Origin of the sequence: Bacteroides caccae (assembly GCF_002222615.2) — a bacterium.
In the GTDB taxonomy this organism is placed as follows: domain Bacteria; phylum Bacteroidota; class Bacteroidia; order Bacteroidales; family Bacteroidaceae; genus Bacteroides; species Bacteroides caccae.
In genome coordinates this window covers 3,854,699-3,880,532 of record NZ_CP022412.2, presented here as the reverse complement: position 1 = coordinate 3,880,532, position 25,834 = coordinate 3,854,699, and the positions used below count along the sequence as shown (strand labels likewise).

Below are 25,834 nucleotides of genomic sequence, written 5' to 3'. Positions count from 1 at the left end.
GGGTGATGTGGATTTTTATTATGTTGATAATCAGTAATGTATTTGCCATGTATTTGTCCATTCCAAATATTTGGATTCTTTTCTGCTGCTGCCTATCTTTGCCTTATTCTATTTCAAACACCAACTACTATGCGAATCATCTTTATTATATATTACTTGCTTATCACATTACTCTTTGTTTCTTGCCAAGAGTCATCATCTGTTGAAGTAGAGAGGGAAGAGATAGCCTCTCTGTTACAGAAGGGTGACAGTTGCCGTCAGGTTGGTAATGAGGAAAATTCAATAGCCTTCTATTATCGTTCGTTGGAATTAGCTAAGCAAACGGGAGAACAATCGTTGGAAGCGGCTGCTAGTGATCGTCTCGGAATTGTTTATTTATATCGTGAACTTTATTATGATGCACTCGATTTATTTCGGCAAAGTGCGTCGATTTATGCATTGACGGGAGAAAATATCCGGTTGGCATTGGCATTGCGTAATATAGGGCGTACGAACTTGGTGTTGCATCATTCCGATAGCATAGCCTGTTATTATGAGCAGGCTATTGAGGTGGCTTCCCGCTTGGAAGATAAGAAGTTACTGCATACTATATCCAAAGAACTGGAAGCTATCTATTCAAAGGCGGGATTTTACGATTATTCACCTCGTCTGATGTTGAAGTGTTTGGATAGCGTATCTGATGACGATTTTTCCAATTTGCTTGCAGGGGAGTACTATATCGGTATGAATAATGCCGAAGAAGCGAGAATTTGGTTGAAGAAAGCTGTTCAGACGAGCGATATGTATATATGTTCGAGTGCATATCAGCTTTTATATGAAATTGAGAAGAGAACCAATCATCCGGACACTGCCGTTAAGTATGCCGAATATTATATCCAGTGTAAAGATTCGCTTGATAAACAGATTTCGGTTTCTTCGACGATTCGTGCTTTAGGACAGAATTATGAAAAAGAACGTCTTAAATGGGAGAATCAGCAATTGCAGAATGAGCAACTTCGAAAGCGTATGTATTATTTGATCATTCTGTCAATTTCATGTTGCTTGCTGGTAGTAGGGTTGGTTTTGTATTATCGGGAGAAGTGGAAGAAAGAGAAGGTATTGGCTGGTGTTATGAAACGTTTACGTGACAATGAGCGTCAAATAGAGAATTACACAGCTGTAATAGAAAAGAATAGGCGTATTATCAGTGATTTGAAAGGAACTCAGCAGAAGAATGCGTTACTGTTACGTGAAGAAAAGAACAAATCTATAAATTATGAGAATCTGCAACATGAGAATTTGTTGTTGATGAAACAACTGCATATATTGCATTCCGATAGGGAAGGATTGTTACAGCAACTTCAAATGGGAACCAACTCATCTATTTCTTCACAACGGATTACCGCTTTCACACAACTTTGGCTATTGAAAAGTGAACCTTATTATGGAATCATAGAGACACAAGAAGAATGGAACCGATTGTTTGAACTCATTGACCTGTTTTATGGGAATATTTCCGCCAGACTGAATGGTTGTGAGTTATTGAGAGAGCATGACAGAAGAATCTGTTATTTGCTTCATGCCGGGCTTGACAATTCAGCTTTAGGGATATTATTCAATATAGATAATACTTCTGTGACTAAATCCAAGCAACGTATAAAGAAAAAACTGGGACTGGGCCCTAACGATGTGCTGGAAACATTTCTTAATGAGAATAAAAAATAGTATATAGATTGTTTCACTTTAAATATAAAACAGCCATGAAAAGACTATTATTTACCTTTTTAGCTTTATGCCTTGCCGTTGCCGGTTCGGCTCAGTCGGGGCAGATGACTTCCAAACTGCCGACTATTGATATCACTAAGGAATATCCGAAAAAGAAATTAGTATTGCAAGATATTGCAACTGCTGAATACATTCCGCTGGAAACATCGGATAAAGTGTTGCTGGACGGAGTGGCTACTCTGCATTGTTCATTTACCGAACACTATATAACAACGTATAATGCCAATGAAGGGCAAATCTTCGTATTCGACAGAAAAGGGAAAATATGCCATACATTTAATCATAAAGGAGGGAGTGGGGAAGAATACAACTATCCTTTGCAGTTACGCTTGGACGAAAAGGCTAAAGAGTTGTTTCTGCTTGACATATCTAATAAAATACAGGTCTATTCGATAGAGGGAAAATACAAGCGTTCTTTGTCTATCCCCAAAGATGTACGGATTGAAATTATGTACAATTGTGATGAGCAACATTTGTTGGGTTACGATAGTTATATGTTGGATAGAAAAGATAAACAGCCCAATAGTCGTCCCTATTTACTGATTTCGAAAAAGAACGGAGCTGTTTCCCGCCTTCCGGTAACTATCCACAAACGTGTGGGAAAACGCATTTATATTACTCAAGGGGGACAGACGGCTACCGTTTCAATGTCTCTCTATCCGTTAGCAAATAGCGGTTCGGAGTTTATCTTTGCAGATTTGGCAGGTGATACTGTTTATTCTTATTGTAATCATAAGTTGACCTCGTTGTTTGTACGTACTCCGAAAGCAGATGCTTCCGAGCCAAGACTCGTTATGCAATGTTATGCCAAGATTGGGAACTATCTGTTAATGTCGACTGCATTGAAAAAGTATGAACCGGGGAAAACTTCGTTTGATACCAAAGAATTTGTTTATGATACGGTTGAGAAGAAAGTATATGATTTGGAATTTGAGAATCAAGACTATTCGCCCGCCCGTTCAATGCGAATGGGAGGCGTATTATCGGCATTACCTGAAAAATGTGTTTTCGATTCGTGGGATACTGACCGTTTTTTGGATATGTTGGAGAAAGGAAAGTTGACGGGAAACTTGAAGAAGGTGGCGGAGAAGATGACAGTAGATGATAATCCTTTACTCATATTGTACAAATTCAAATGAAACGTAGATGAAGATTATATGGTTCTTTTTCTCCTTGTGTCTGCTGGTAGGATGTAAACGTTCGGATGTGGCGGTATCGGTGGAACAAACGTTGCCAGTGATAGATTTGAATGCTGCTTATCCTGAAAAGAAACTGGATTTGGCAGAGGTGGCGAGTCCTGAATATATTCCTTTGTATACAGTCGGGGCGGATTCATTAGATAGATATAGTCTGACTTCAGCGAGTGTTTCGCCCCATTGGGTAGTAGCTTATAATTGGCAGCAGACAATTATGGTTTTTGAACGGGCAACCGGAAAACTTCGTTATCGTTTTAATCATCAGGGACAGCAAAAAGAACAATATTATTATATATTCTCGGTGTTTGTAGATGAAGAACGTGAAGAAATATATGTAGTCGGTTCAGTTTTCAAAATCCAGGTTTATAGCCTGTCCGGCAACTATAAGCGTACGTTGAATCTTCCCTATGATATGTCTTTCGAACAGGTGTTTGATTATGATAAAGATTCATTGATATTTAACGACGGAAGGGAAGATGTAGATAATCCTGTCCAAAAAGGAACTTATTATTATTTAATGTCGAAAACTGACGGAGGAATGCGTCCTTTGCCTTTTCATGTAAAGTATCGTATTACGAACCGCTTTCGCATCCGACTAAGGAATGGAGACAGGCAAGGGGTAATTTCCTGTATGTTTTCCGTAAAGCCATTGTTGAAGAATGGTGATGAAGTGATATTATCCGAATTTTCCAATGACACCGTTTTTTCTTATGGGAAAGAAGGAGCGAAACCTTTGTTGGTACGTACTCCGGCTCCCCGTTCTACTTTTCCTTTGAAGTTAATGTCAGTTTCAGCTTGTAGCAGGCGTTTTCTGTTTTTGGATGTGATAGAGAAAGTGTATAGACGGAATATCAAGAAGTTGGACGGAGACTCGTTTGTCTACGATTACCGCGAAAAGGAGATCTTTACTCCGGTGTTGGTCAATAGTGATTTTATCCCTGAACTGCCGGTTGAGATAGATAATATGAACGGAAGTTTTCCGAAATATGCCGGTGCGTCTTCTATTCATTCCCGGGAGTTTATGCAGTACTATCGGAAAGGAAATTTACAGGGGCGGGCATGTGAAGCGGCCTCTTGCTTGACAAGAGATGATATTTATGTTTTAGTGCTGTATCATTTTAACTGAATAGAGCCGGTAAATGTATTCTTACGGTTATTATTTTGAGGAAAAATGTAGGATTTATAAACTTATTATTTTACATTTGTGTGCTCAAGAAATAGATAGTAATAATTCATTAACCAATAAACAATAATCGAAATGGAAAATCAGGAACTTATTAAACAGGTCACTGAAAAAGCCGAAAAATGGTTGACCCCGGCATACGATGCTGAAACTCAGGCTGAAGTGAAGCGAATGTTGGAAAACGATGATAAAACCGAATTAATAGAAGCATTCTACAAAGACCTCGAATTTGGTACCGGTGGTTTACGCGGTATCATGGGCGTAGGTAGCAACCGTATGAACATCTATACGGTAGGTGCCGCTACACAAGGTCTTTCTAATTATTTGAAGAAGAACTTTAAAGATCTGCCGCAGATTTCTGTTGTGGTTGGTCACGACTGCCGTAACAACAGCCGTTTGTTTGCGGAGACCTCTGCCAATATTTTCTCTGCCAACGGTATCAAAGTATATCTGTTCGACGATATGCGTCCTACTCCCGAAATGTCTTTTGCTATCCGTCACCTCGGTTGCCAGAGCGGTATCATCCTGACTGCTTCTCACAACCCGAAGGAATATAATGGTTACAAAGCATACTGGGATGACGGTGCGCAAGTACTGGCTCCGCACGATAAAGGTATCATCGACGAAGTAAACGCTATTGCCTCTGCTGCTGATATCAAATTCCAAGGCAATCCGGATTTGATTCAGATTATCGGTGAAGATATAGACAAAGTTTATCTGGACATGGTGAAGACAGTTTCTATTGATCCGGAAGCAATCGCTCGCCACAAAGACATGAAGATTGTTTATACTCCGATTCACGGTACAGGTATGATGTTGATTCCGCATGCTTTGAAGATGTGGGGATTTGAAAATGTGTTTACTGTTCCCGAACAGATGATTAAGGACGGTAACTTCCCGACTGTCATCTCTCCGAACCCGGAAAATGCCGAAGCTCTTTCTATGGCTGTGAATCTGGCTAAAGAAATTGATGCAGACCTCGTTATGGCTTCCGACCCGGATGCAGACCGTGTAGGTATCGCTTGTAAGGATGATAAAGGTGAATGGGTGCTGATTAACGGTAATCAGACTTGTATGATGTATCTTTACTATATTCTCACTCAATACAAACAACTAGGTAAGATTAAAGGTAATGAGTTCTGTGTGAAGACAATCGTAACTACGGAACTTATCAAGAAGATTGCTGATAAGAATAACATTGAAATGCTCGACTGCTACACCGGATTCAAATGGATTGCACGTGAAATCCGTCTGCGTGAAGGTAAGAAGAAATACATTGGAGGCGGTGAAGAGAGCTATGGTTTCCTTGCCGAAGACTTCGTTCGTGACAAAGACGCGGTATCAGCCTGCTGCTTGATTGCAGAAGTTGCTGCATGGGCAAAAGATAACGGTAAGTCATTGTATCAATTGTTGCTGGATATCTACGTAGAATACGGATTCTCTAAAGAATTTACTGTGAACGTAGTGAAACCGGGCAAGAGTGGTGCTGAAGAAATCAAAGCTATGATGGAAAACTTCCGTGCTAATCCTCCGAAAGAATTGGGTGGTTCGAAAGTGATTCTGAGTAAAGACTACAAGACTTTGAAACAAACAGACGATAAAGGTAATGTAACTGCTATTGATATGCCGGAACCGTCTAATGTCCTGCAATATTTCACAGAAGACGGCAGCAAAGTTTCTGTTCGTCCTTCAGGTACAGAACCGAAGATCAAATTCTATATGGAAGTACAAGGTGAAATGGGTTGCCGTAACTGTTATGCTTCTGCCGAGTCTGCTGCAATGGAAAAGATTGAAGCAGTGAAGAAGTCATTGGGTATCTGATCCTATTTCTTCTGATAGTTCAGAATAAATAATAAATAGCGCCTCCATAGTCTTTTCGAAGATTGTGGAGGCGCTTCTTTATATCTGTCCTGCATCTGTTTCCCACTATTCAAGCCGGTTTAGTACAGTTCTTTCATTTCCTTTGCATTCTTTAAGTCCCCTTTCTAATCATTCTTCCGGGAATCTTGTTGTATTGGCATCATCTCAATTTAAGCACGCAGGCTACGGATATACACACTTTTGTTGATGCTTTAGAGTGATACGCTAAGTTTCATTTTCGTAAGTTGTTCGTTTGTAGTTTGTGTGTATTTCGTGGCCTGCTTTTTGGCTTTATTCTTTTCTAACGGTTACTTTTTTTATTTGCTCCCTATCCAAGTCCATTTATGCCATATCGTCTCCAATGGTCCCTGTTTATGTCCGGACAGCCACCATTTACAGAACTGAACCTGTAAGATACAAAGAACAATACCTATAATCAAGCTTAGAGTATATCCGCAGTAAGGAGCCAGATAAAATCCGAATGGGAAATAGATAATGGCACCCAGAACAGATTGGGAAATATAGTTTGTCAGACTCATCTTGCCGTAAAAGCGGAGGCTGGAAACAGCTTTTTGAAACTTAGCTTTCTGATACAGTAGGATGAAGGAGGAAATCAATACGATAGTGAACGCGAATTTCTGCCACATATCAAAAGCGGTACCCACTGTCTGTTGAATCAGACTGTTGTCACTCTGCATGATTTGCTCTTTCAAAGAGTAAAGAGGTGCGAAGCTGATAGCAGCAATGATGAGCGCTTTTACCCAAAATTTCAAATGAGATTCGGTGGTGACGAATAACTGTTTGCGTCCGATGTACAAGCCGAATAGGAAAAGTCCGGCAGTCTGTAAGAAACGTCCGGCGCCGATAGCCCAAAACAAACTGGCTTTCTGTCCCAAGGTGACATTACCTATCAGGAATTCCCAGAAGTTTCCACCTTTGGTATAAGCTGCTACTTCAGCATACATCGCTCCGACATTTAAGTCGGGCAGGGTATAGGCAGGATTGAAAAGGCTCATAATGTAGTGGAACCATTCAATCGGTTGTAGTGAGAAGAAGATAGCAGTGATTAAAATAGCTTTGTCACTCCATTTGCGTACGATAAACAGTACGATGCCGACCACAACGAACAGAAGCAACACATCTCCTGCCGGAAAAAAGGCAGCATTGAGAGTAGCAAAGCCTGCAAGCAATACCATTCTCCATAAGAAACGGTAGCCGAAGTCTTTTCCTTTCAACTGCTGGTTGTGCGATTGGATATAGAAAGTGAATCCGAAAAGCAGGGCGAAGATAGCATATGATTTTCCTGCAAACAATGAGAATGTTGCATTAAATACTCCGGCATCTAAAATGGTAAGCCATTCGGGAGAACTTTCCGGATAGACGGGGAAAATGAAATGCTCCAGGTTATGTACCAAGAGGATAGCCATTACGGCAAAACCTCTGAGAGCGTCTACTACTTCAATTCGCGGTGTTTTTGTTGATAATTCCATGGGGTTGATTTATGATTGTTTTTTTAGTGAATATTCGTTTTACCCATTTGTTGGCAGGCTTTTCAAAATAATAAAAAGAAAGCAGGCTGAGTATAATGGTGATGCAGAGAATGACGGGGACACTTATTGTCCATTGTATCTGCCAATGATAGTGGGCGGACATTCGCATATATGTATCTATGATAAACAAATGTATCAAGTAGAAACTATAACTGATTTCTCCGCCTATGATTAAGAACCGGTTGGATAGCAATCGGGATATGCCTCCCTGTTGTAAGGCGAATATAAGAATGATTAGCGAGACGGGTAACCAGTAATAACAAGAATAGCGATAGACTTTAGGAATGTCTGCGGCGCAGAGGAAGAACAGTAAAAATAAGGCAACGGCTCCTGCCTCTAATAAAGTTCCGGTGGAATAAAAAAGTTTTTTATTACATAATGACCGGTAGAACTGGTAAAGCAGGACACCTACGAAAAAGTCAGGCAGGCGGGTGAATGGATTTACATACCAGTATGCTTTGATTTGCTCCTCGTTGGTCAGATACATGCCTGCCAGCATAATTGGAAGACAGATGAGCAGTGTGATAAACAGACTTCTTTTGGTATGCAAGAAAGGAACAATCAGAGGAAAGCAGAAATAAAACAACTGTTCGCATCCCAAACTCCACGAAGGACTGTTGAATGAAAAGAAGTAGTCGGCAGAGGGGAAGAACGGTTGTAGGAGAAAGGTGGAGGCGGCAAAGTGTTTTATCCAGTCTGCCGTGCCGCTATATTGAACGTATCCTCCTATGCATACGGCAATTAATAATGTCAGTAAATGCAAGGGATAAATGCGGGCGAGGCGTGCTACCCAAAATGTTCGTTTGGTAGCGGTCTTTTCCAATAACTTCTCCTGATAGTTGTAAGCAATAATAAAACCGCTGAGCACAAAAAAGAAACTGACTCCGACAAACCCTTCTTTAAAGAAATGAGCATCGAAACTTGAATCAATGACGTAGCAGTGCGCCCCAAATACCATTAGGGCAAAGAATATCCGTAAAGAAGTTAATGTGTTAATCACGATACTTATCAGTTTTTTTGTATTCGACTGCAAAAGTAGTGTTTTCTTATGAGATAAAAATTCACATAGATTAAAAAAGAACTTAGGATTCGGAACGCAGACGGCTAAGATGTTGGGGAGTCATGCCAAGAAAGGAAGCTATATACCCCAGTTGGGCACGGTGAATGACATCGGGTTGTTCACGCAAGAGTTGTTCGTAACGTTCCTTAGCCGGGAGATAGAGCCGGTTGATATGGTGCATATCCATATATAGCAGGCATTCCTGATGAATAATCCGTCCCCAGTTGGCAATCTCGATGTTGGTTTCATAAATCCGATTCAAGTCTTCGATACGTATGGCATATAATTCGCAGTCCTCCAACAATTCTACATATTCGTATCCCGGTTCGTCGTGATACAAGTCTTTCATGGCAAAAGTGATATCACCTTCGCGTGAAAACCAGATCGTGATTTCTTCGCCGTCGTGTAAACAATAAGACCGGCAAAATCCTTTTTCGATAAAGTAGACGTGACGGTCTGCTACACCACCGCGTATCAGTAAGTGTTTTTTAGGAAGTTCCAGCTTTTCCATGTGACTGAAAAGAACCTCCAGAGAACTGTCCGATACCGGATAATATTGCCGGATACCTTTGATGATGTTTTCCATAGCCGATTATTTGTGAGAGCATTCCAGCCACCAGTCGATCATCTTTCGTGCGAGGCTCAGCTTTCGGGGAAGTTCCGGCAAGTTGTCCCGTGTGTAGAAGTCTCCGGAACTCAGTTCTTCCTCCTGCAACCTGATTTCCCCTCCGGCATAATCTGCAATGAAACCAACCATTAATCCGCTGGGATAAGGCCATGCTTGATTGCCGAAATAGGTGATGTTCGTCACATCCAGTCCCGTTTCCTCTTTCACTTCACGCGCTACGCACTCCTCTAATGTCTCGCCCGTCTCCAGGAATCCGGCTACGAGGCTGTTGAACGTTCCCTTGAAGTTACGGGCATGGACCAGGAGCAATGAATCTTCTTTTCTTACTAAGACGAGAATTGCAGTAGAAATAGAAGGATATACTTCCCGTCCGCATTTCGGGCAACGTTTCATGATGTCCTCTTTCTGTTCCATAGGAGTGCCGCAGGCAGAACAGAAACGACTGTTCCGGTCCCAGTGCAGAATCTCATGCGCTTTTCCTGCTGCCTGATAGTGAGATAGCGGTAGATAATCATAAGAGGCACGAAGTCCGGTCATTACATACTGTGCCGATTCTTCAAAAGGCGAGGAGAGGGAGAAAGACTTGCAAGTCTTTCCCTCTAATGTTGTGATAGTATGTACCGTCGTTTTTTCTTTAATAGTGATAGGCGGAATTTCTCCATAAGGAAGAGCAAATGCGCCGTTCTCTTTCTTCTCAAGTAATAGCTGGTCTTTATAAAAGACGAACCACCATGATTGCGTTGTTTCATTCATTTTAATCTTCTTCTTTTGCTTCGCGCTGCGAAGGTATAAAAAACTGTATTGATATTTAATACTTTGTCTGATAAAATGTCAATGGATTAACTTAATACAATACGCTGTTCGATACCGATTTCCCGAATGAAATAATTATCGTGCGAAATGGCTATGACGGTACCTGTATAGTTCCTGATAGTCGCAGTGATGATGTCGATACTCTGTATATCCAGATTGTTGGTCGGCTCGTCCAGAATAAACATATCCGGTGTGTTGTTGCTGATCATCAGGCAGCAGAAAGCGAGCCGCATCTTCTCGCCGCCGCTTAATTTCCGGCAGGACTTGTCCCATTCGGAAGCGGGAAACAGGTAACGGTTCAGGATGATCTTTATTTCATGTTCCGGCAGATTGCGGTTGTTGAAAGCGTAAACCTGTTCAAGGACACTGTTCCGGTCGTCGATGATAGAATACTCCTGATTCAGATAAACATAAGAAAAATCTGCCCGTGTGAGTGTTCCTGTCTGTGGCTGAAGTTGTCCGGTGATGATTTTCAAGAGAGTAGTCTTTCCGCTGCCGTTGGTCCCTTCTATGCGGAGGCGGTCGCCACTCTTTAACTGAAAACTGACGGGAGTTTGCCAAAGCAGTTGTTCCGGCAGGTTATTTTCGGAAGGTTCGTTATCGCTTTGGCTATCGCTGTCGTTCGGAGCAGAATGATAACCGAAGTTGATATCCTTTGCCGTAATTAACGTTTTTCCGGTGTGCAGGGAAGAACCGTTGAAATCTGTTTTAAGCGCAGCCGTTGGAGAGAGAGAACCCCGGAGTTGGTTACGTTCTTCTGTCAGTCTGTCGGCTTTCTCCTGATGCACGCTGTTAAGTTTGCCGGTACTTTTTTCTGATTTTCCCTGCAATGCATTTAGTACAATGCGCGGAACACCTCTTTTAATATTAGCTTTCTCACCGCGTACATTCTGTTTGTCTCTTCGTTCGGCTGTTTCACGGGCTACCTTGCATGCTATCCGCAGTGCTTTTTCTTTTTCTTCGATACGCTGTTGCAAGGCTTCCTGCATCAGAGTTTTCTGTTCTTTGTAGAATTCGTAGTTTCCGCCATAATAAGTGAGTTGATGTTTCTCCAATTCACATATTTCGGGAAGAAGATTGAGCAAGGTACGGTCATGGCTCACGACCAACAACGTAGAGTGACATTTCTCTACCCAGTCATACAAACGTTGTCGGCCCGACGAATCAAGATGATTGGTCGGTTCGTCCATGAGTATGACAGAGGGATTATGAATATCCATACCTGCCAGAAAAACACGGGTCTTTTCTCCGCCGCTAAGCAAATGCATTGGGTAGGACAGGGGAAACTGCCCTAATCCCCATGAGTCAAGAGCGGCAATGGAACGTTCTTCGATATTCCAATCATCGTCCAACTGGTTAAAATTCTCCGTTGAGGCATCTCCTGCCAGGATAGCTTGCAGGGCTTGTTGCTTGCGGTCTATCCGCAAGGCTTGGGCAATGGTCAGCGAATCATATTGTCCGAAATGTTGGGGGATGTAATAAATGTCGTCCGGGCGGACAATAACGCCGGAAGACGGTGATAGTTGTCCGGCAATAATTTGCAGCAGGGTAGATTTCCCGCAGCCGTTATTACCGACTAATCCCAGTTTCTGTCCTTTACTAATGGCAAAGTTGAGGTCACTGAATAATACTTCTTTATCCGGGTGGATATAGCTGATTTGTTGAATACTTATAGGCATGGTTGTCTATTGGGTTTGAAGTGAAAGAAATAGTGAAAGAATAATCACGGGGCAGGGGGCGACAAACACAATACCGGCTAAACAACACGGATTCCGTGATGCTTAACAACGAGGAAAAAGCATATAAGAAAAGTGATGTTTACTTAGAAGTGTTGTCTTACTTGGAAATTCTCATTGCGGTAAGTATATAGTTTAACTTGGGCGCAAAGATAGCACTTTTGGGGAAGAATCCTATTCTATTTCAGTAGAAAAGTTATTTCAGAGGCTCCATTTACTCAATTCAGACCTTCTGTTCTGCTGAATCAGAACCTTTGTCTGCCCTGTTTAGAGGCTCTGTTTCGGTAGTCCGGAACGTGAATGGAGAAGTTTTTCTGAGTTAACGACAAAGTTCTGAGCATTAGGGACTAAAGTTTCTTTCTATTGGTGGTAATCTATAAACGCAACTTGTATTTATAAAAATGAAGCTTTCATTTATAAAAACGCAGGTTGCATTTATAAAAACAAAAGCTTCGTTTATAGTTTATTGTTAGGGTTTGATAAGTTTAGTATTCGTCCGGGATAAGTTTGTGAGTAGGCAAGAGGAAGTTTATTACTAATCAACTGGTTTATAGTCTATATCTTCCTTTATTTCTTTACCATTCTATTTCTTATATATCGAACAATTCATTCAAGCCTTCACTCATACTAGGATGCGTAAAGATGAAATCCCGCAGGAATGTATAATGTTGTCCTGTTTTCATCGCCATGGCAACGATATTGATTATTTCCGGGGCTTCGGCGCAAAACAGTGTACACCCCATGATCTTTCCGCTATGGTCGTTTACAATTGCTTTCAGCATGCCGTCTGTCTGTTTCAACGTGCGCGAACGTACCACAGAAGTAGCCGGCAAACGGGAAACCTTAAAAGAATATCCTCTTTTCAGTGCTTCTTCTTCGGTAAGTCCGATATGAGCCAATGGCGGGTCGATAAATACGGCATAAGGAACAGGGTCACGATCTCCGATGTCCCGTTTCTTGTCTCCGAAAAGCTGGTCGCGGATGATCCGGAAATCATCTAATGAGAGATAGGTAAACTGCGCTCCGCCTTTCACATCACCCATTGCCCAAACGTGAGGGACGGTTGTGCGTAACTGGTCATTCACCACGATAGCCCCGTGAGCATCCACCCCTATACCTGCTGCTTGCAGGTTCAATCCTTCAATCATAGGCTTTCGCCCGGTTGCGATAAGGATAGCGTCGCCGTCTACAAAATAAGGAGTGCCGTCGGATACGTCCGAATAAGTCAGCGTCACACCGTCATTCGTATCATGGATAGACTGTGCACGGGCATTCAGATGAATCTCTATCCCTTTCTTTTCCAACACCTCTTTCACGCTGTTCGCTATATCCTGGTCGTTGCGGGGCATGAACCGGTTGCCTCCTTCGAGAAGGGTAACTTTGCTCCCGAACTCGGCATACATCGAAGCAAATTCCAGTCCGATATATCCTCCGCCCACGATAATCAGGCGTTGAGGCAGCACGTTCAAGTCCAAAAGAGTAGTGCTCGTATATACTTTCTGACTCTCCTTAATCCCGTCTATTGCCGGAATAATCGGTGTGGAACCCGTATTGATGAAGATTTCTTTCCCTTGCAGTTCGATATCCCCTTCCGGCAGCGCCACCTTGATGATATTAGCCGAAACGAAAGAACCTTCTCCCGTGTAGACCGTTACATTGGGACGTTTGCTTAACCTTTCATAATTATTGTTTCTTAAGAAAGACGTCAGTCTGTTTTTCCGGCCGATAGCCTGTTTGTATAAGTTCGCCTGTTTCGGATAATCATCGTGATAGAGCAAGGCGGCAATGCCGGCTTCGTGCACGAGCGTTTTCGTCGGGATACAGGCGATGTTGGGACACGTTCCTCCATACATCATGCTTGAACGTTCCACGACGGCAACTTGCCAGCCGCGGTTTGAAAGTTCGGCAGCAAGAGTCTTTCCTGCTTTGCCGAACCCTATAATGATTGCATCATATTGTTTCATAACTTCTTTCATTAACGATTAATATTCAACTATATAACAGTGAGATGAATTATTTGTTTTCGTCGTTTCGAGAAGTTAAGGAATTCAAAAGTAGTGAGGTTAGTCTTTTTTCAATGTTTTGAGTACACGTTGTGACGAGTCGGATAGAAGCACTACTGCACCTGCCAGTATGACGATATCTTTAATCACCAGCCGTCCTGCACCGGACAGTAACGGGAAACCGAATTCTCCGCTCCCCAGGTTGGGTACCCAGACCTCCGGCGTGGTGACGAGGAACGAAAGTGTACCGAGCGTCATGATGATAGCGAGCGAATCGCCCACCAGTCCCACTTTGGGGAAGAAGATGCCCAAGAACACCAGAATACCGATACTCATGATAAGCGCTCCCAGTCCGTAGGAGAAAGTATATGTGTTGTTCGCTTCGTGCCATGCACGGTTTTCGGGTACCAGAGCACCTTCCGGATTCTTGAAGTTTTTGTACTCCGGCGCTTCCTTTGCATAGAAGAAGCTCATGAACGGGCTGTTGGCTACAAACGGAACAATCCCGTCGGCTTCGTAGTGGAAATACTTCAGCCCGCCTATCCATACGAATACGACTAGAATGGCTACACGGATAAACTTGGTACCAAAATTTCTCAGACTTGATGTGAAGGTCAGTAATGCGATAAATTTTTCTTTCATATTGTTGTCGTTTATGAGTTTAACTTACACCGCAAAGGTCGCGCTTTCCTCATAACCTCCAAATGGCAATACTGCCGCATTACTTATCAATTCTTCCCAATCTGCTCATTTCTGAACTGCACGGCACTCTGTCCCGTCATGTTTTTGAAGAAACGGCTGAAAGAAGCCTGATCTTCAAACCCCAGAATATCGGCTATCTCTTTGGCACTTTTGCTGCTGTACAGCAGCAGGCGTTTCGCTTCCGCTTCCACCCGTTCATGAATCACACGGAGTGGGGAAGGCAGTTTGCACGTAGAAAAGATATTCGACAGGGTTTTGGGTGATTTGTGCAACATATCGGCATAGTCCTGCACCTGTTTCTTAGTCTTGTAATACTCGTCCACCAGATTGTAGTACTGGCGGACAATCTCGAAGCCGGATTCCTTTTCCCGTGTAATGTCCAACCGGTGACGGGCTATCCGGGTACATTGGATGATAAACCTTTTAAGAAGGATGCGCAGCATTTCTTCCTGAAGGCTGTCCGAAACGGTGAACTCGTTCTCCATGGCTACGGTGATATCGTTCAGTTGCCGGCGTTCCTGCTCGTTGAGGGTGAAGCGGACAAGGTGGGACGAACCGTTGAAGAGGAAACCGCTGCACGACACCTCATGGTCATTGCCGTAGATGCAATAGAAATTACTGTTGAACAGTAAAGTTGTATATTCCCCGTCGATTGATTTGAACTCAAGATGTTGCAGGTGTGTCAGTGAAATCACATCATCCTGCGACATCAGCATTTCCTGGTGGTCGATTTCCACCGTGATACTTCCCTTGCGCACCCATATAAACTTGTAGAGTCCTTTTTCTTTTTGCAGTGTCTTCTCTGTCTGATAAGAATCCGTAAGCGCGAGTGTTCCTTTAAGTTTTGTGTGATATTGTTGCAGCATAATTAATCCTCCATAGCTGATGCGTCAAATGATAACGGCAGTAAGTCGCCTATACTTTTAATTTCGTAGATGCATTCTTTGCCGTAAAGCAGAATGCGGATCGGTTGCCCGTAGCGTTTCTCCGTTTCGAGAATCACCTGGCGGCAGGCACCGCAGGGAGGAATCGGATTATCAATAAAGTCTTTCTCCGTTCTGGCGGCGATAGCAAGTGTGATGACGGGCTGGTCGGGGTATCGGGAGTTGGCATAGAACAGTGTGGTACGTTCCGCGCAGAGTCCCGACGGATATGCGGCATTTTCCTGATTCGTGCCGGACACCACAGTTCCATCGCCCAGCAGTGCGGCTGCACCCACCGAGAAATGCGAATAAGGGACATAGCTGCGTGCGGTTGCTTCCTTGGCAGTGGTCACAAGAGCCCGGTCGGCCTCATTCAACTCATCATATTGATATACTTTAATAATTGCGGTAATTGTGAGGTCTCTCATATACGTTAGGGGATTGGTTTCTACAATTAATGTTACAAAGTTAGGAAAGAGATTGATAATCCCAATTATTTTTCAGATTTTTGTGCCTCATAATCCACATCTGAAATAAAATGGAGAACAAACTGTATAGACTGGTCTTTTTAACTATGGTTTTCTTCTTTGCAGTAGGAGCGCAGGCGCAACGAAGAAATTCCCGTTACGTAGAATATATAAATAAGTATAGTGATCTGGCTGTGGAGCAGATGAAGCTTCATAAGATTCCGGCTAGTATAACGCTGGCGCAGGGATTGTTGGAAAGCGGAGCCGGATATAGCCAGTTGGCACGCAAGAGCAACAACCATTTTGGTATCAAGTGCGGCGGCAGTTGGCGGGGGCGTAGTGTCCGCCATGATGACGATGCGCGTAATGAGTGTTTCCGTGCGTACAGTAATCCGCGTGATTCGTACGAAGACCACTCTGAGTTTCTGAGACGCGGAGCCCGCTATGCCTTTCTTTTCAAACTGGATATTACAGACTATAAAGGTTGGGCACGGGGATTGAAGAAAGCCGGATATGCCACCGACCCTTCTTATGCCAACCGTCTGATTACTATCATCGAAGATTATGACCTGTATAAGTACGACCGTAAGGGTGTCTACTCCGAACGTAAGCTAAGGAAAAACCCCTGGTTGATGAATCCGCATCAGATTTACATAGCCAATGATATCGCCTATGTTGTCGCCCGCCACGGAGATACTTTCCAGGATTTGGGCAAGGAATTGGGCATCAGTTGGAAGAAACTTGTGAAGTATAACGACTTACATCGTGAATATACCTTAATGGAAGGAGATATCATCTATCTGAAATCCAAAAAGAAGAAAGCCTCCAAACCTCATACTGTATATGTGGTGAGGGACGGTGATTCCATGCATGGCATTTCCCAGAAATACGGTATCCGGCTCAAAAACCTGTATAAGATGAATCGTAAGGACGGCGATTATGTCCCCGAAGTGGGCGACCGCCTGCGTCTTCGTTAGGCAGCTTTGAACACGCTTCTTTTCCTTTTTGTAAAAGTTGGACAAAAGGAAAACTAAATGACTCATCCGGATGTTATTATTAGGATAAAACATGATTGGAGTATGAGTCTAAATATTGCAAAAGTTGACAAGAAGCGTGTCGTCATAGTAGGCGGTGGTTTCGGTGGCCTGAAGTTAGCTAATAAGCTGAAGAAATCAGGCTTTCAGGTGGTATTGATTGATAAGAACAATTATCATCAGTTTCCCCCGTTGATTTATCAGGTGGCTTCGGCGGGTATGGAACCTACTTCCATTTCGTTCCCTTTCCGTAAAATTTTCCAGCACCGGAAAGACTTTTATTTCCGAATGGCGGAAGTACGCGCCATTTTCCCGGAAAAGAACATGATACAGACTTCCATTGGGAAAGCCGAATACGATTACCTCGTCTTGGCGGCAGGCACTACCACCAACTTTTTCGGTAATAAGCATATCGAAGAAGAGGCCATGCCGATGAAGAACGTCTCCGAAGCCATGGGACTGCGGAATGCTCTTTTGGCTAATCTCGAACGGGCGTTGACCTGCTCAACCAAACAGGAACAACAGGAACTGCTGAATATCGTCATTGTAGGCGGAGGAGCCACAGGCGTAGAAGTGGCCGGTGTACTTTCGGAAATGAAGAAGTTTGTACTGCCGAACGATTATCCCGATATGCCGGCTAGCCTGATGCATGTCTATCTGGTGGAAGCCGGACCACGGCTGCTTGCCGGAATGTCGGAGGATTCATCCGCTCATGCGGAAAAATTCCTTCGTGAAATGGGAGTGAACATATTGCTGAACAAGCGTGTGGTCGACTATCGCGATCATAAGGTAATGCTAGAAGACGGTAGCGAGATTGCCACTCGTACCTTTATTTGGGTGAGTGGCGTGACTGGTGTTACTTTCGGAAACATGGATGCTTCGTTGATAGGGCGTGGCGGACGTATTAAAGTCGATGAATTTAACCGGGTGGAGGGAATGAAGAACGTCTTTGCCATTGGTGACCAATGTGTGCAGTTTTCTGATAAAGACTACCCCAACGGACATCCTCAGCTGGCACAAGTTGCTATCCAGCAGGGTGAACTCCTGGCAAAGAATCTGATGCGTCTTGAAAAAGGAGAGGAGATGAAACCTTTCCATTACCGGAATCTCGGCTCAATGGCAACTGTCGGTCGTAACCGTGCCGTGGCGGAATTTAGTAAGATAAAGACGCAAGGTTGGTTTGCCTGGGTGTTGTGGCTGGTAGTTCATTTGCGTTCTATTCTTGGCGTGCGCAACAAGGTGGTGGTACTACTTAACTGGATATGGAACTATTTCACTTACGACCAGTCCATGCGTATGATTGTCTATGCCCGGAAAGCAAAGGAGATTCGTGACAGGGAGGTCGTTGAAGCGACTACCCACTTAGGAAAAGACCTGCTGCACGAACCGCAACAAAGCGGACAGGAAAAAGCATAATGTCGTCTTATGCGGCACACCGTTCTGTTTCTGAACGGTAAATTCGTACAGGGTGTTCGATTTCGGACACCCTTTCTTTTGGGCTACATTCTCTATTTCAGTAGTTTATGATTCTGGCACGGATTTGGTATATATAAGTTCCGAATGAATATAATACATGATAAAATCATAAACAATCAGATATGGACAGAGAAATTCCTAAGGAAGTTCGTCAGAAAGAACGTAATAAGAAAATCATTCGTTATTCGGCCATAGGAGTGGCAGGAGTTATTGTTGTCAGTGTACTCATCTCTTTGATGAGAGTGGGAGTAGAAGAAAAAGATCTTGTTTTCTCTACAGTTGACAAAGGAGTGATCGAAGTCAGTGTCAGTGCGTCGGGAAAGGTGGTTCCTGCTTTTGAAGAGATAATCAATTCGCCTATTAACTCCCGTATCCTTGAAATCTATAAAAAAGGAGGCGATAGCGTGGAGATAGGCACTCCGATTTTGAAACTCGATCTTCAAAGTACGGAAACACAATACCAGAAACTGTTGGATGAAGAACAAATGCGTCGTTATAAACTTGACCAGCTTCGTGTCAACAGCCAGACCAAACTTTCCGATATGGCGATGCAGATCAAGGTTTCAGCCATGAAACTTAGCCGGATGAAGGTGGAACTGCGGAACGAACATTATCTGGACAGTCTCGGGGCAGGAACAACGGATAAAGTCCGTCAGGCGGAACTAAGCTATAATGTTGCCCAGCTCGAATACGAACAACTTCAACAGCAGTTTAAAAATGAACAGGAAGTGGCCGCCGCAGAGTTGAAGGTGCAGGAACTTGATTTCAATATCTTCCGTAAGAGTCTGGCGGAGATGAAGCGTACGTTTGAGGATGCGCAAATACGTTCTCCCCGAAAAGCTATCCTTACCTTTATTAATAATCAGATTGGTGCACAGATTTCGCAGGGCGAACAAGTGGCAGTCATCTCCGATTTGAGTCATTTCAAAGTGGAAGGCGAGATTGCCGATACGTACGGTGACCGTGTGTCGGCAGGGGGAAAAGCGATTGTGAAAATCGGCAGTGATAAATTGGAAGGAACTGTCAGCAGTGTGACACCGCTTTCCAAGAATGGGGTGATCTCTTTCAGCGTACAGTTGAAGGAGGATAACCACCGCCGTCTGCGTTCCGGATTGAAGACGGATGTCTATGTGATGAATGCCGTGAAAGAAGATGTGATGCGTATTGCCAATGGCTCTTTCTATGTGGGACGCGGTGAATATGAACTGTTTGTCTGCGATTCGGATAGCGAACTGGTCAAACGTAAAGTACAGTTGGGCGATTCCAACTTTGAATATGTAGAAGTGCTGAGCGGGTTGAAACTGGGCGACAGGGTAGTGGTGAGCGATATGAACTCCTATAAAAACAAGAATAAACTGAAACTAAAATAAGGTAGAAGATATGGCTGTCAGGGTATATTTGAAACAAGCGTGGAACTTAATGAAGCAGAATCCGCTTTTCAGCACGCTCTATATTGTAGGAACAGGGATTTCTATCGTTATGACAATGGTAATAGCTATTGTGTATTATGTGCGGTTGGCTCCTGTTTATCCGGAGACGAACAGGATGCGTACATTGGTGGTGAAATCCGCTAAAATGACAAACGATGAGAGTACTCATTCTGCCAATATCAGTTATGCAATGTTGAAAGACTGGTTCTGCTCGTTGGAAAGTGCGGAAGTAAGTACCGGAGTGTTTGGTACAAGTTATGCCCGGGTAACAAACGAAAAAGAAGAAATTCCGACTTATGCAAGGTATACGGACGAGAACTTTTTCCGTGTCTTTCCTTTGGTCTTTCTGGAGGGGAAGCCATTTACTGAGGCCGATCGCCGTAGCGGTATTCATAATGTAGTACTGACAGATAGTTATGCACAGCAGCTTTTCGGAACAACTAAGGGAGTGGTCGGTAAAAACTTCTTAATGGATTATACCAATGTAAAAGTAGTGGGTGTTGTGAAAAGTGGCAGTTTTCTTACACCGGACTCGTATGCCCAAGTTTATCTTCCTTATAGTTGTCGCGATGGCTATGATGATGAAGGAAGCCATTGGGCGTTGGGAGGTTATCGTGTCTACATTTTGATGAAGGAATCGAAAAGTGTCACAGATGTACAAGATGAAGTACTGGAACTTGTCCGTAAATTTAATGTATCGGATATGGGTGACGGGTGGAAGCTGGATTTAGTGGGACAACCCGAACTTTATTGGCATAGCACTTTCCGCCTCTGGAGTAATGTCGCTGTCGACTGGGGCAGGGTGATATGGATGTTTGTAGGTATCTTTATGGTATTACTTTTTGTTCCCGCTTTCAATTTGAGCGGCATGATTTCTGCCCGTATGGAACGCCAGTTACCGGATTTGGGTATACGTAAGGCGTTTGGTGCTTCCCGCAGGCGGTTATTGGTACAGATTATCTGGGAAAATCTACTCCTTACAGGCTTGGGAACTCTTCTCGGATTGGTAATAGCTTGGATTGTACTTGCTTTGTCGGGATATGAGATATTCAGTTTATTCGAAGTCTTTCCTAAGTTTCCTCCTAAAGGAGTGAATTTGGGAATGGGAATTGATATGTTTTTTGCTCCGTTAATCTTTGTGGCAGCGGCTCTGTTCTGTTTATTACTGAATCTGATATCAGCGTTAATACCCGCATGGAATGCATTACGCCATCCGATAGTTGAATCTTTGAATGAGCAGAAATAGGGTTATCACCTTATATATAATAGAATTAGATCATTATGTTGAAACTGATACTGAAAAATCTTTGGGCACGGCGAGTCCGGAATGCGTGGTTGCTTGCCGAACTGATACTGGTCACTGTTCTGACCTGGTATATCACTGATCCTCTCTTTGTGTTAAGTTATAATCAGACGTTGCCTTTAGGATACGAACCGGACGGGTTGCTGATTGCTCCTATCCGCAGTTTGCCTTCCACTGCTCCTGATTATAATAAGGAAGAAGCGGATTCTCTTCATACAATGGAAAATATGCATCGTATGTTACGTAAGTTACGTGATTATCCCGGTGTACAGAATGCTGCTCCTTTGGTGACTTTTGCTTTTCCGGGTTCGGGAGGGAGTTCGTATAATACTTATGCATACGATACATTGGCAATACCGGCGTCCATATCCTACTTTATACCCCATACCGGATTCTTTGAGACTTTTGGTTTCAAAACCTTTGAAGGAAAGACATTGGGAGAATTGGACAATATGGATTATCAGAGAAATGATCTTGTTGTATCTGCTGATTTGTTGCAGATCCTTCCGAAGGTCGGCCGGTTGACCGGAAAACGACTGTTTTATAATAGCGATGACGATGAGAAGGATACAACTTTCTTTCAAATAAAAGGAGTCGTGGAGAAAGTGCGTTCCCGTAATTATGAACAAGGTATGTATTCTTTCTTTGAACCGCAATTGAATGTTCGTTCGAAAGAAGTATGGAACGGGGGATCTTTTTTGATTCGTCTGCAACCGGATGTGTCCGAGCAACGTTTTCTGCATGACTTCCGTACTTGGGCATACAGTAATCTGAAAGCCGGTAATCTTTATATACGGGAGGTCTCTACTTACAAGGAACAATTGGATTACTTGGAATATGGCTCCGGTGTTACCAATAAATACCGGATGAATATAATATTAGCGGTTTTCTTTCTTATTAATCTGGCGTTAGGAGTCACCGGTGCTTTCTGGCTCCAAACTCGTAGCCGCCGTGAAGAAGTGGGAATTATGTTGAGCTATGGGGCAGCACCGGGTAATATATGCAGGCTATTAATGGGAGAAGCTGCTATATTGGCTTCGTTTGCCTGGTTGGTGGGGTGTCTGATTTATTTGCAGTATGGACTGGCAGAAGGCAACTGGTATGAACAGGGCTATGTCGTGCCTTCACTTTGGATTAACAATTTCTGGCTGCATTATATAGTAGTGTCACTTATAGTTTATATCATTATTATCGTTGTGGTGTTGCTCGGAGTCTTTATTCCGGCTTACAAGATAAGTAGGATTCCTCCCACCGAAGCCTTGCGTGATGAATAAATGATGAAGATACGACCGGAAAAAGAGAAAGACAGATTATAATAATAACGATTTAAATACTTACGACTGTGATTAAATTAGTTGGCATTAATAAGATTTATCGCACCAATGAGATTGAAACGGTAGCGTTGGAGGATGTAAACCTTACAGTGAATAAAGGAGAGTTCCTGAGCATTATGGGGCCGTCAGGTTGTGGTAAATCCACTTTATTGAACATTATGGGGCTATTGGATACACCAACCGGTGGAAGTATAGAAGTAGCCGGAACAAGAATTGAAAGCATGAAAGATAAGGAACTTGCCGCTTTCCGTAATAAGAAACTGGGATTTGTGTTTCAGTCCTTCCACCTGATAAATTCGCTCAATGTGCTGGATAATGTTGAGTTGCCTTTACTTTACCGTCGTATGAGTAGCAGTGAACGCAAGCGGTTGGCACAGGACGTTTTGGCAAAGGTGGGGTTAAGTCACCGGATGCGTCATTTCCCGTCTCAGCTCTCCGGTGGTCAGTGCCAGCGTGTTGCTGTTGCCCGTGCGATTATCGGCAATCCGGAGATTATCCTTGCTGACGAGCCGACCGGTAACCTGGACTCCAGAATGGGAGCGGAAGTTATGGAACTGCTTCACCGGTTGAATAAGGAAGACGGACGGACGATTGTTATGGTGACGCATAATGAAGAACAGGCAAAACAGACTTCGCGGACAGTTCGTTTCTTTGACGGGCATCAAGTGCAGTAAAAAGTTAAGGCTATTTGCATTGTTTTCAATATAATAACTTATCTTTGTGCGAACAATATTGAAAGAGGTGCAGATCTTTTGCTTATGAAACAACGATATTTCTGTGTGTTTGTAGTTCTGTTTATTGCCGTTCTTTGTCAAGCGGCAGCATCGGAGCGTACATACAATGTGCTTTTTATCCAATCGTATACTTCGCAGACTCCTTGGCATCGCGATTTGAACCAAGGTTTGGTGAAAGGCTTTAAAGATAATGGCTTGAAAGTGAATATAACGACTGAATATCTGGATGCGGATTTTTGGGCATTCAGATCTGAGAAAGTCATTATGCGTCGTTTCTGTGAGCGTGCTCGTGACAGGGAAACCGATTTGATTGTGACATCCAGTGATGAGGCTTTCTATACGCTCTTTGCGTGTGGAGACTCGTTGCCCTTGCAAATACCGGTTGTGTTTTTTGGTATTAAGTATCCGGATGAGAAGCTGTTTGCCGCTCATCCCAATGTCTGCGGATATACGGTCAATCCTGATTTTGATATTATTTTGCGGGAGGCACAGCGACTGTTTCCCAAACGCAAAGAGGTTATTTGTGTGATTGATAATAGTTTTCTGAGTAACAAGGGACTGGAGGATTTTCAGGAGGAATGGGAAGTCTTTCAGAAAGATAATCCCGATTATGACATGAAGATATATAACACACAAAATCAGACAACCAGCCATATTATTTCTGCTATTTGCTATCCGCGTAATAGTTACGGACGTGTGGTAATTGCTCCCAAATGGTCTCCTTTTCTTTCTTTTGTAGGCAAAAACTCGAAAGCCCCTGTTTTTGCTACACAGAATGTTGGTTTGACCAACGGAGTGTTCGGTGCTTATGATTGCGATGCCTATACTTCGGCAATGCAGGCCGCACAGAGAGCTTCTTCCGTGTTAAAAGGAACATCTCCCAAAGACGTCGGGGTTACTGAGATTCCGCAAGGGTTTATATATGACTACAAGCAACTGGAATTTTTTCATGTCAATCCTGACAAGATAGGCTCGAAAGGAACTGTTGTCAATGAACCCTATTGGGAGAAATATAAACTCTTGTTTATCCTTCTTTATCCGTCTATTCTGGCATTGTTGATTGCATCTATCGTATGGTTGATTCGCGTCAATCGTCGCGAGGCTAAGCGGAGGGTACAGGTACAGACCCGTTTGTTGGTACAAAATAAAATGGTAGAGCAACGCAATGAGTTTGATAATATCTTCCATTCCATTCGCGACGGTGTCATTACGTATGATACCGATTTACATATCCATTTCACCAACCGTTCCCTGTTGCAAATGCTACATTTGCCGTTCGATATAGGCGGACGTGTGTATGAAGGAATGATGGCGGGAAGCATTTTCAAGGTTTATCATAATGGTCAGGATATCCTCCATAAAATGTTGAAGGAAGTAGCAAAGACCGGAAAGAGTGTTATGATACCGCAAGGTGCCTTTATGAAAGAAGTACATAGTGACAAATATTTTCCCGTATCGGGAGAAATCGTGCCTATTTTTTCAAGGGAAGAAATTACCGGTATGGCTCTTTCTGCACGTAATATATCGGATGAAGAGATGCAGAAGCGTTTCTTCGACATGGCAGTGGACGAGAGCGCTATTTATCCGTGGCAGTTTGATATGGAAACAAATTGCTTTATTTTTCCGCAAGGCTTTCTGGTGAGGCTCGGTTATGATGAAGCTGTTACTACCATTTCTCGCAAAGAAATGGATCGTACGATTCATCCGGATGATATAAAAGAAATACGTGTTCTTTTTGACAAGGCCTTGTCGGGTGAAGAAGAAAGCACACGTTTGAACTTCCGCCAGCGTAATGTGAAAGGCGAATATGAGTGGTGGGAGTACCGTTCTTCTATTGTTACCGGCTTGACGCAGGATTCTCTCTATAATATATTAGGTGTATGTCAGAGTATCCAGCGGTATAAGACTGCTGAGCAAGAGATGCGGGAGGCACGTGATAAGGCGCTTCAGGCGGATAAATTGAAGTCGGCCTTCCTTGCCAATATGAGCCACGAAATCCGCACTCCGCTGAATGCTATCGTCGGTTTCTCCGATTTGTTGAGTGATACGAGTAACTTTACCGAAGAAGAGGTGACGCAGTTTATTGCCACAATCAACAAGAACTGCGGATTGTTACTGGCTTTGATTAACGATATTCTCGATTTGTCGCGCATCGAATCGGGAACAATGGAATTTATGTTTGCGGAACATAACCTGCCTTTATTGCTCAAAACTGTCCATGATTCGCAGCGCCTGAATATGCCTGCGGGCGTAGAACTGGTACTGCGTATGCCTGCGGGCGACAAGAAATATCTTACGACAGATAATGTCCGCCTGCAACAGGTAGTCAATAACCTTATTAATAATGCTGCCAAGTTCACCGGTAGCGGCTTTATCACTTTCGGTTATGAAGAAGATGAAGAACCGGGTTATACCCGGATTTTCGTAGAAGATACGGGAGTCGGCATTTCGGAAGAAGGTATCCGCCATATCTTCGAGCGGTTCTATAAGGTCGATAACTTTACGCAGGGGGCAGGTTTGGGATTGAGTATTTGCCAGACTATTGTCGAACGTCTGAAAGGAACTATCAGTGTCACTTCCGAAGTAGGCAAAGGCACCCGCTTTACGGTACGTCTTCCTAACTACTGCGAATAGACAC

At 43.3% G+C, this 25,834-nt stretch carries 20 protein-coding genes; 11 read left to right on the top strand and 9 right to left on the bottom strand.

Going from position 1 to position 25,834, the window contains the following annotated elements:
* The first annotated feature begins 129 nt into the window (after positions 1 to 129).
* The 4 genes from CGC64_RS15995 (at position 130) to CGC64_RS15980 (ending at position 5,964) form a co-directional block, all read left to right on the top strand.
* On the top strand, positions 130 to 1,704 hold the full coding sequence (locus tag CGC64_RS15995; protein ID WP_005678577.1) for a tetratricopeptide repeat protein: 1,575 nt from the start codon (positions 130 to 132) through the stop codon (positions 1,702 to 1,704).
* Positions 1,705 to 1,739: 35 nt separating this feature from the next.
* Positions 1,740 to 2,903: a 6-bladed beta-propeller gene (locus CGC64_RS15990; protein ID WP_005678579.1), complete on the top strand. Its 1,164-nt coding sequence runs from the start codon at positions 1,740 to 1,742 to the stop codon at positions 2,901 to 2,903.
* 7 nt (positions 2,904 to 2,910) lie between these two features.
* Complete coding sequence (locus CGC64_RS15985) at positions 2,911 to 4,086, top strand: 6-bladed beta-propeller (RefSeq protein ID WP_005678580.1); 1,176 nt, start codon at positions 2,911 to 2,913, stop codon at positions 4,084 to 4,086.
* Between the two features lie 132 nt (positions 4,087 to 4,218).
* Positions 4,219 to 5,964 carry a phospho-sugar mutase gene (locus tag CGC64_RS15980; RefSeq protein ID WP_005678581.1) on the top strand — a complete coding sequence of 582 codons (1,746 nt, stop codon included), beginning with the start codon at positions 4,219 to 4,221 and terminating at the stop codon, positions 5,962 to 5,964.
* A gap of 356 nt (positions 5,965 to 6,320) precedes the next feature.
* On the opposite strand, the gene CGC64_RS15975 is transcribed toward CGC64_RS15980, so the two are convergent.
* From CGC64_RS15975 to CGC64_RS15935, 9 genes are all read right to left on the bottom strand, one after another.
* A complete protein-coding gene (locus CGC64_RS15975) occupies positions 6,321 to 7,493 on the bottom strand; it encodes a DUF418 domain-containing protein (RefSeq protein ID WP_005678583.1) in 1,173 nt (390 codons plus the stop codon).
* Positions 7,462 to 8,553 carry an acyltransferase family protein gene (locus CGC64_RS15970; protein WP_032855370.1) on the bottom strand — a complete coding sequence of 364 codons (1,092 nt, stop codon included), beginning with the start codon at positions 8,551 to 8,553 and terminating at the stop codon, positions 7,462 to 7,464. Before CGC64_RS15970 ends, CGC64_RS15975 begins: the two co-directional genes overlap by 32 nt.
* A gap of 82 nt (positions 8,554 to 8,635) precedes the next feature.
* On the bottom strand, positions 8,636 to 9,199 hold the full coding sequence (locus CGC64_RS15965; protein WP_005678585.1) for a Crp/Fnr family transcriptional regulator: 564 nt from the start codon (positions 9,197 to 9,199) through the stop codon (positions 8,636 to 8,638).
* A 6-nt stretch (positions 9,200 to 9,205) separates the two neighbouring features.
* On the bottom strand, positions 9,206 to 10,000 hold the full coding sequence (gene nudC / locus CGC64_RS15960) for an NAD(+) diphosphatase (protein WP_259888791.1): 795 nt from the start codon (positions 9,998 to 10,000) through the stop codon (positions 9,206 to 9,208).
* A gap of 80 nt (positions 10,001 to 10,080) precedes the next feature.
* The gene (locus tag CGC64_RS15955; protein ID WP_005678589.1) at positions 10,081 to 11,733 is read right to left on the bottom strand and encodes an ABC-F family ATP-binding cassette domain-containing protein; all 1,653 of its coding nucleotides are present in this window, start codon (positions 11,731 to 11,733) and stop codon (positions 10,081 to 10,083) included.
* Positions 11,734 to 12,380: 647 nt separating this feature from the next.
* Positions 12,381 to 13,754: an FAD-dependent oxidoreductase gene (locus CGC64_RS15950; protein WP_032855372.1), complete on the bottom strand. Its 1,374-nt coding sequence runs from the start codon at positions 13,752 to 13,754 to the stop codon at positions 12,381 to 12,383.
* A 99-nt stretch (positions 13,755 to 13,853) separates the two neighbouring features.
* A complete protein-coding gene (locus CGC64_RS15945; protein ID WP_005678592.1) occupies positions 13,854 to 14,435 on the bottom strand; it encodes a DUF417 family protein in 582 nt (193 codons plus the stop codon).
* An 86-nt stretch (positions 14,436 to 14,521) separates the two neighbouring features.
* Complete coding sequence (locus CGC64_RS15940; protein WP_005678594.1) at positions 14,522 to 15,361, bottom strand: AraC family transcriptional regulator; 840 nt, start codon at positions 15,359 to 15,361, stop codon at positions 14,522 to 14,524.
* A 2-nt stretch (positions 15,362 to 15,363) separates the two neighbouring features.
* Positions 15,364 to 15,846 carry a cytidine deaminase gene (locus tag CGC64_RS15935; protein WP_005678595.1) on the bottom strand — a complete coding sequence of 161 codons (483 nt, stop codon included), beginning with the start codon at positions 15,844 to 15,846 and terminating at the stop codon, positions 15,364 to 15,366.
* A 110-nt stretch (positions 15,847 to 15,956) separates the two neighbouring features.
* Here CGC64_RS15935 and CGC64_RS15930 point away from each other — a divergent pair, with 110 nt between their 5' ends.
* From CGC64_RS15930 to CGC64_RS15900, 7 genes are all read left to right on the top strand, one after another.
* Positions 15,957 to 16,862, top strand: a complete 906-nt coding sequence (locus CGC64_RS15930) for a glucosaminidase domain-containing protein (protein WP_005678596.1) — start codon at positions 15,957 to 15,959, stop codon at positions 16,860 to 16,862.
* 102 nt (positions 16,863 to 16,964) lie between these two features.
* The gene (locus CGC64_RS15925) at positions 16,965 to 18,335 is read left to right on the top strand and encodes an NAD(P)/FAD-dependent oxidoreductase (protein WP_022042119.1); all 1,371 of its coding nucleotides are present in this window, start codon (positions 16,965 to 16,967) and stop codon (positions 18,333 to 18,335) included.
* Positions 18,336 to 18,517: 182 nt separating this feature from the next.
* Entirely contained in the window at positions 18,518 to 19,765 is a 1,248-nt protein-coding gene (locus tag CGC64_RS15920; RefSeq protein ID WP_005678598.1) for an efflux RND transporter periplasmic adaptor subunit, read from the top strand.
* A 10-nt stretch (positions 19,766 to 19,775) separates the two neighbouring features.
* Entirely contained in the window at positions 19,776 to 21,071 is a 1,296-nt protein-coding gene (locus CGC64_RS15915; RefSeq protein ID WP_005678600.1) for an ABC transporter permease, read from the top strand.
* A 35-nt stretch (positions 21,072 to 21,106) separates the two neighbouring features.
* Positions 21,107 to 22,402: an ABC transporter permease gene (locus CGC64_RS15910; RefSeq protein WP_005678602.1), complete on the top strand. Its 1,296-nt coding sequence runs from the start codon at positions 21,107 to 21,109 to the stop codon at positions 22,400 to 22,402.
* Positions 22,403 to 22,470: 68 nt separating this feature from the next.
* Complete coding sequence (locus CGC64_RS15905) at positions 22,471 to 23,136, top strand: ABC transporter ATP-binding protein (RefSeq protein ID WP_005681524.1); 666 nt, start codon at positions 22,471 to 22,473, stop codon at positions 23,134 to 23,136.
* Positions 23,137 to 23,220: 84 nt separating this feature from the next.
* Positions 23,221 to 25,830: an ABC transporter substrate binding protein gene (locus CGC64_RS15900; RefSeq protein WP_005678605.1), complete on the top strand. Its 2,610-nt coding sequence runs from the start codon at positions 23,221 to 23,223 to the stop codon at positions 25,828 to 25,830.
* Positions 25,831 to 25,834: the final 4 nt, after the last annotated feature.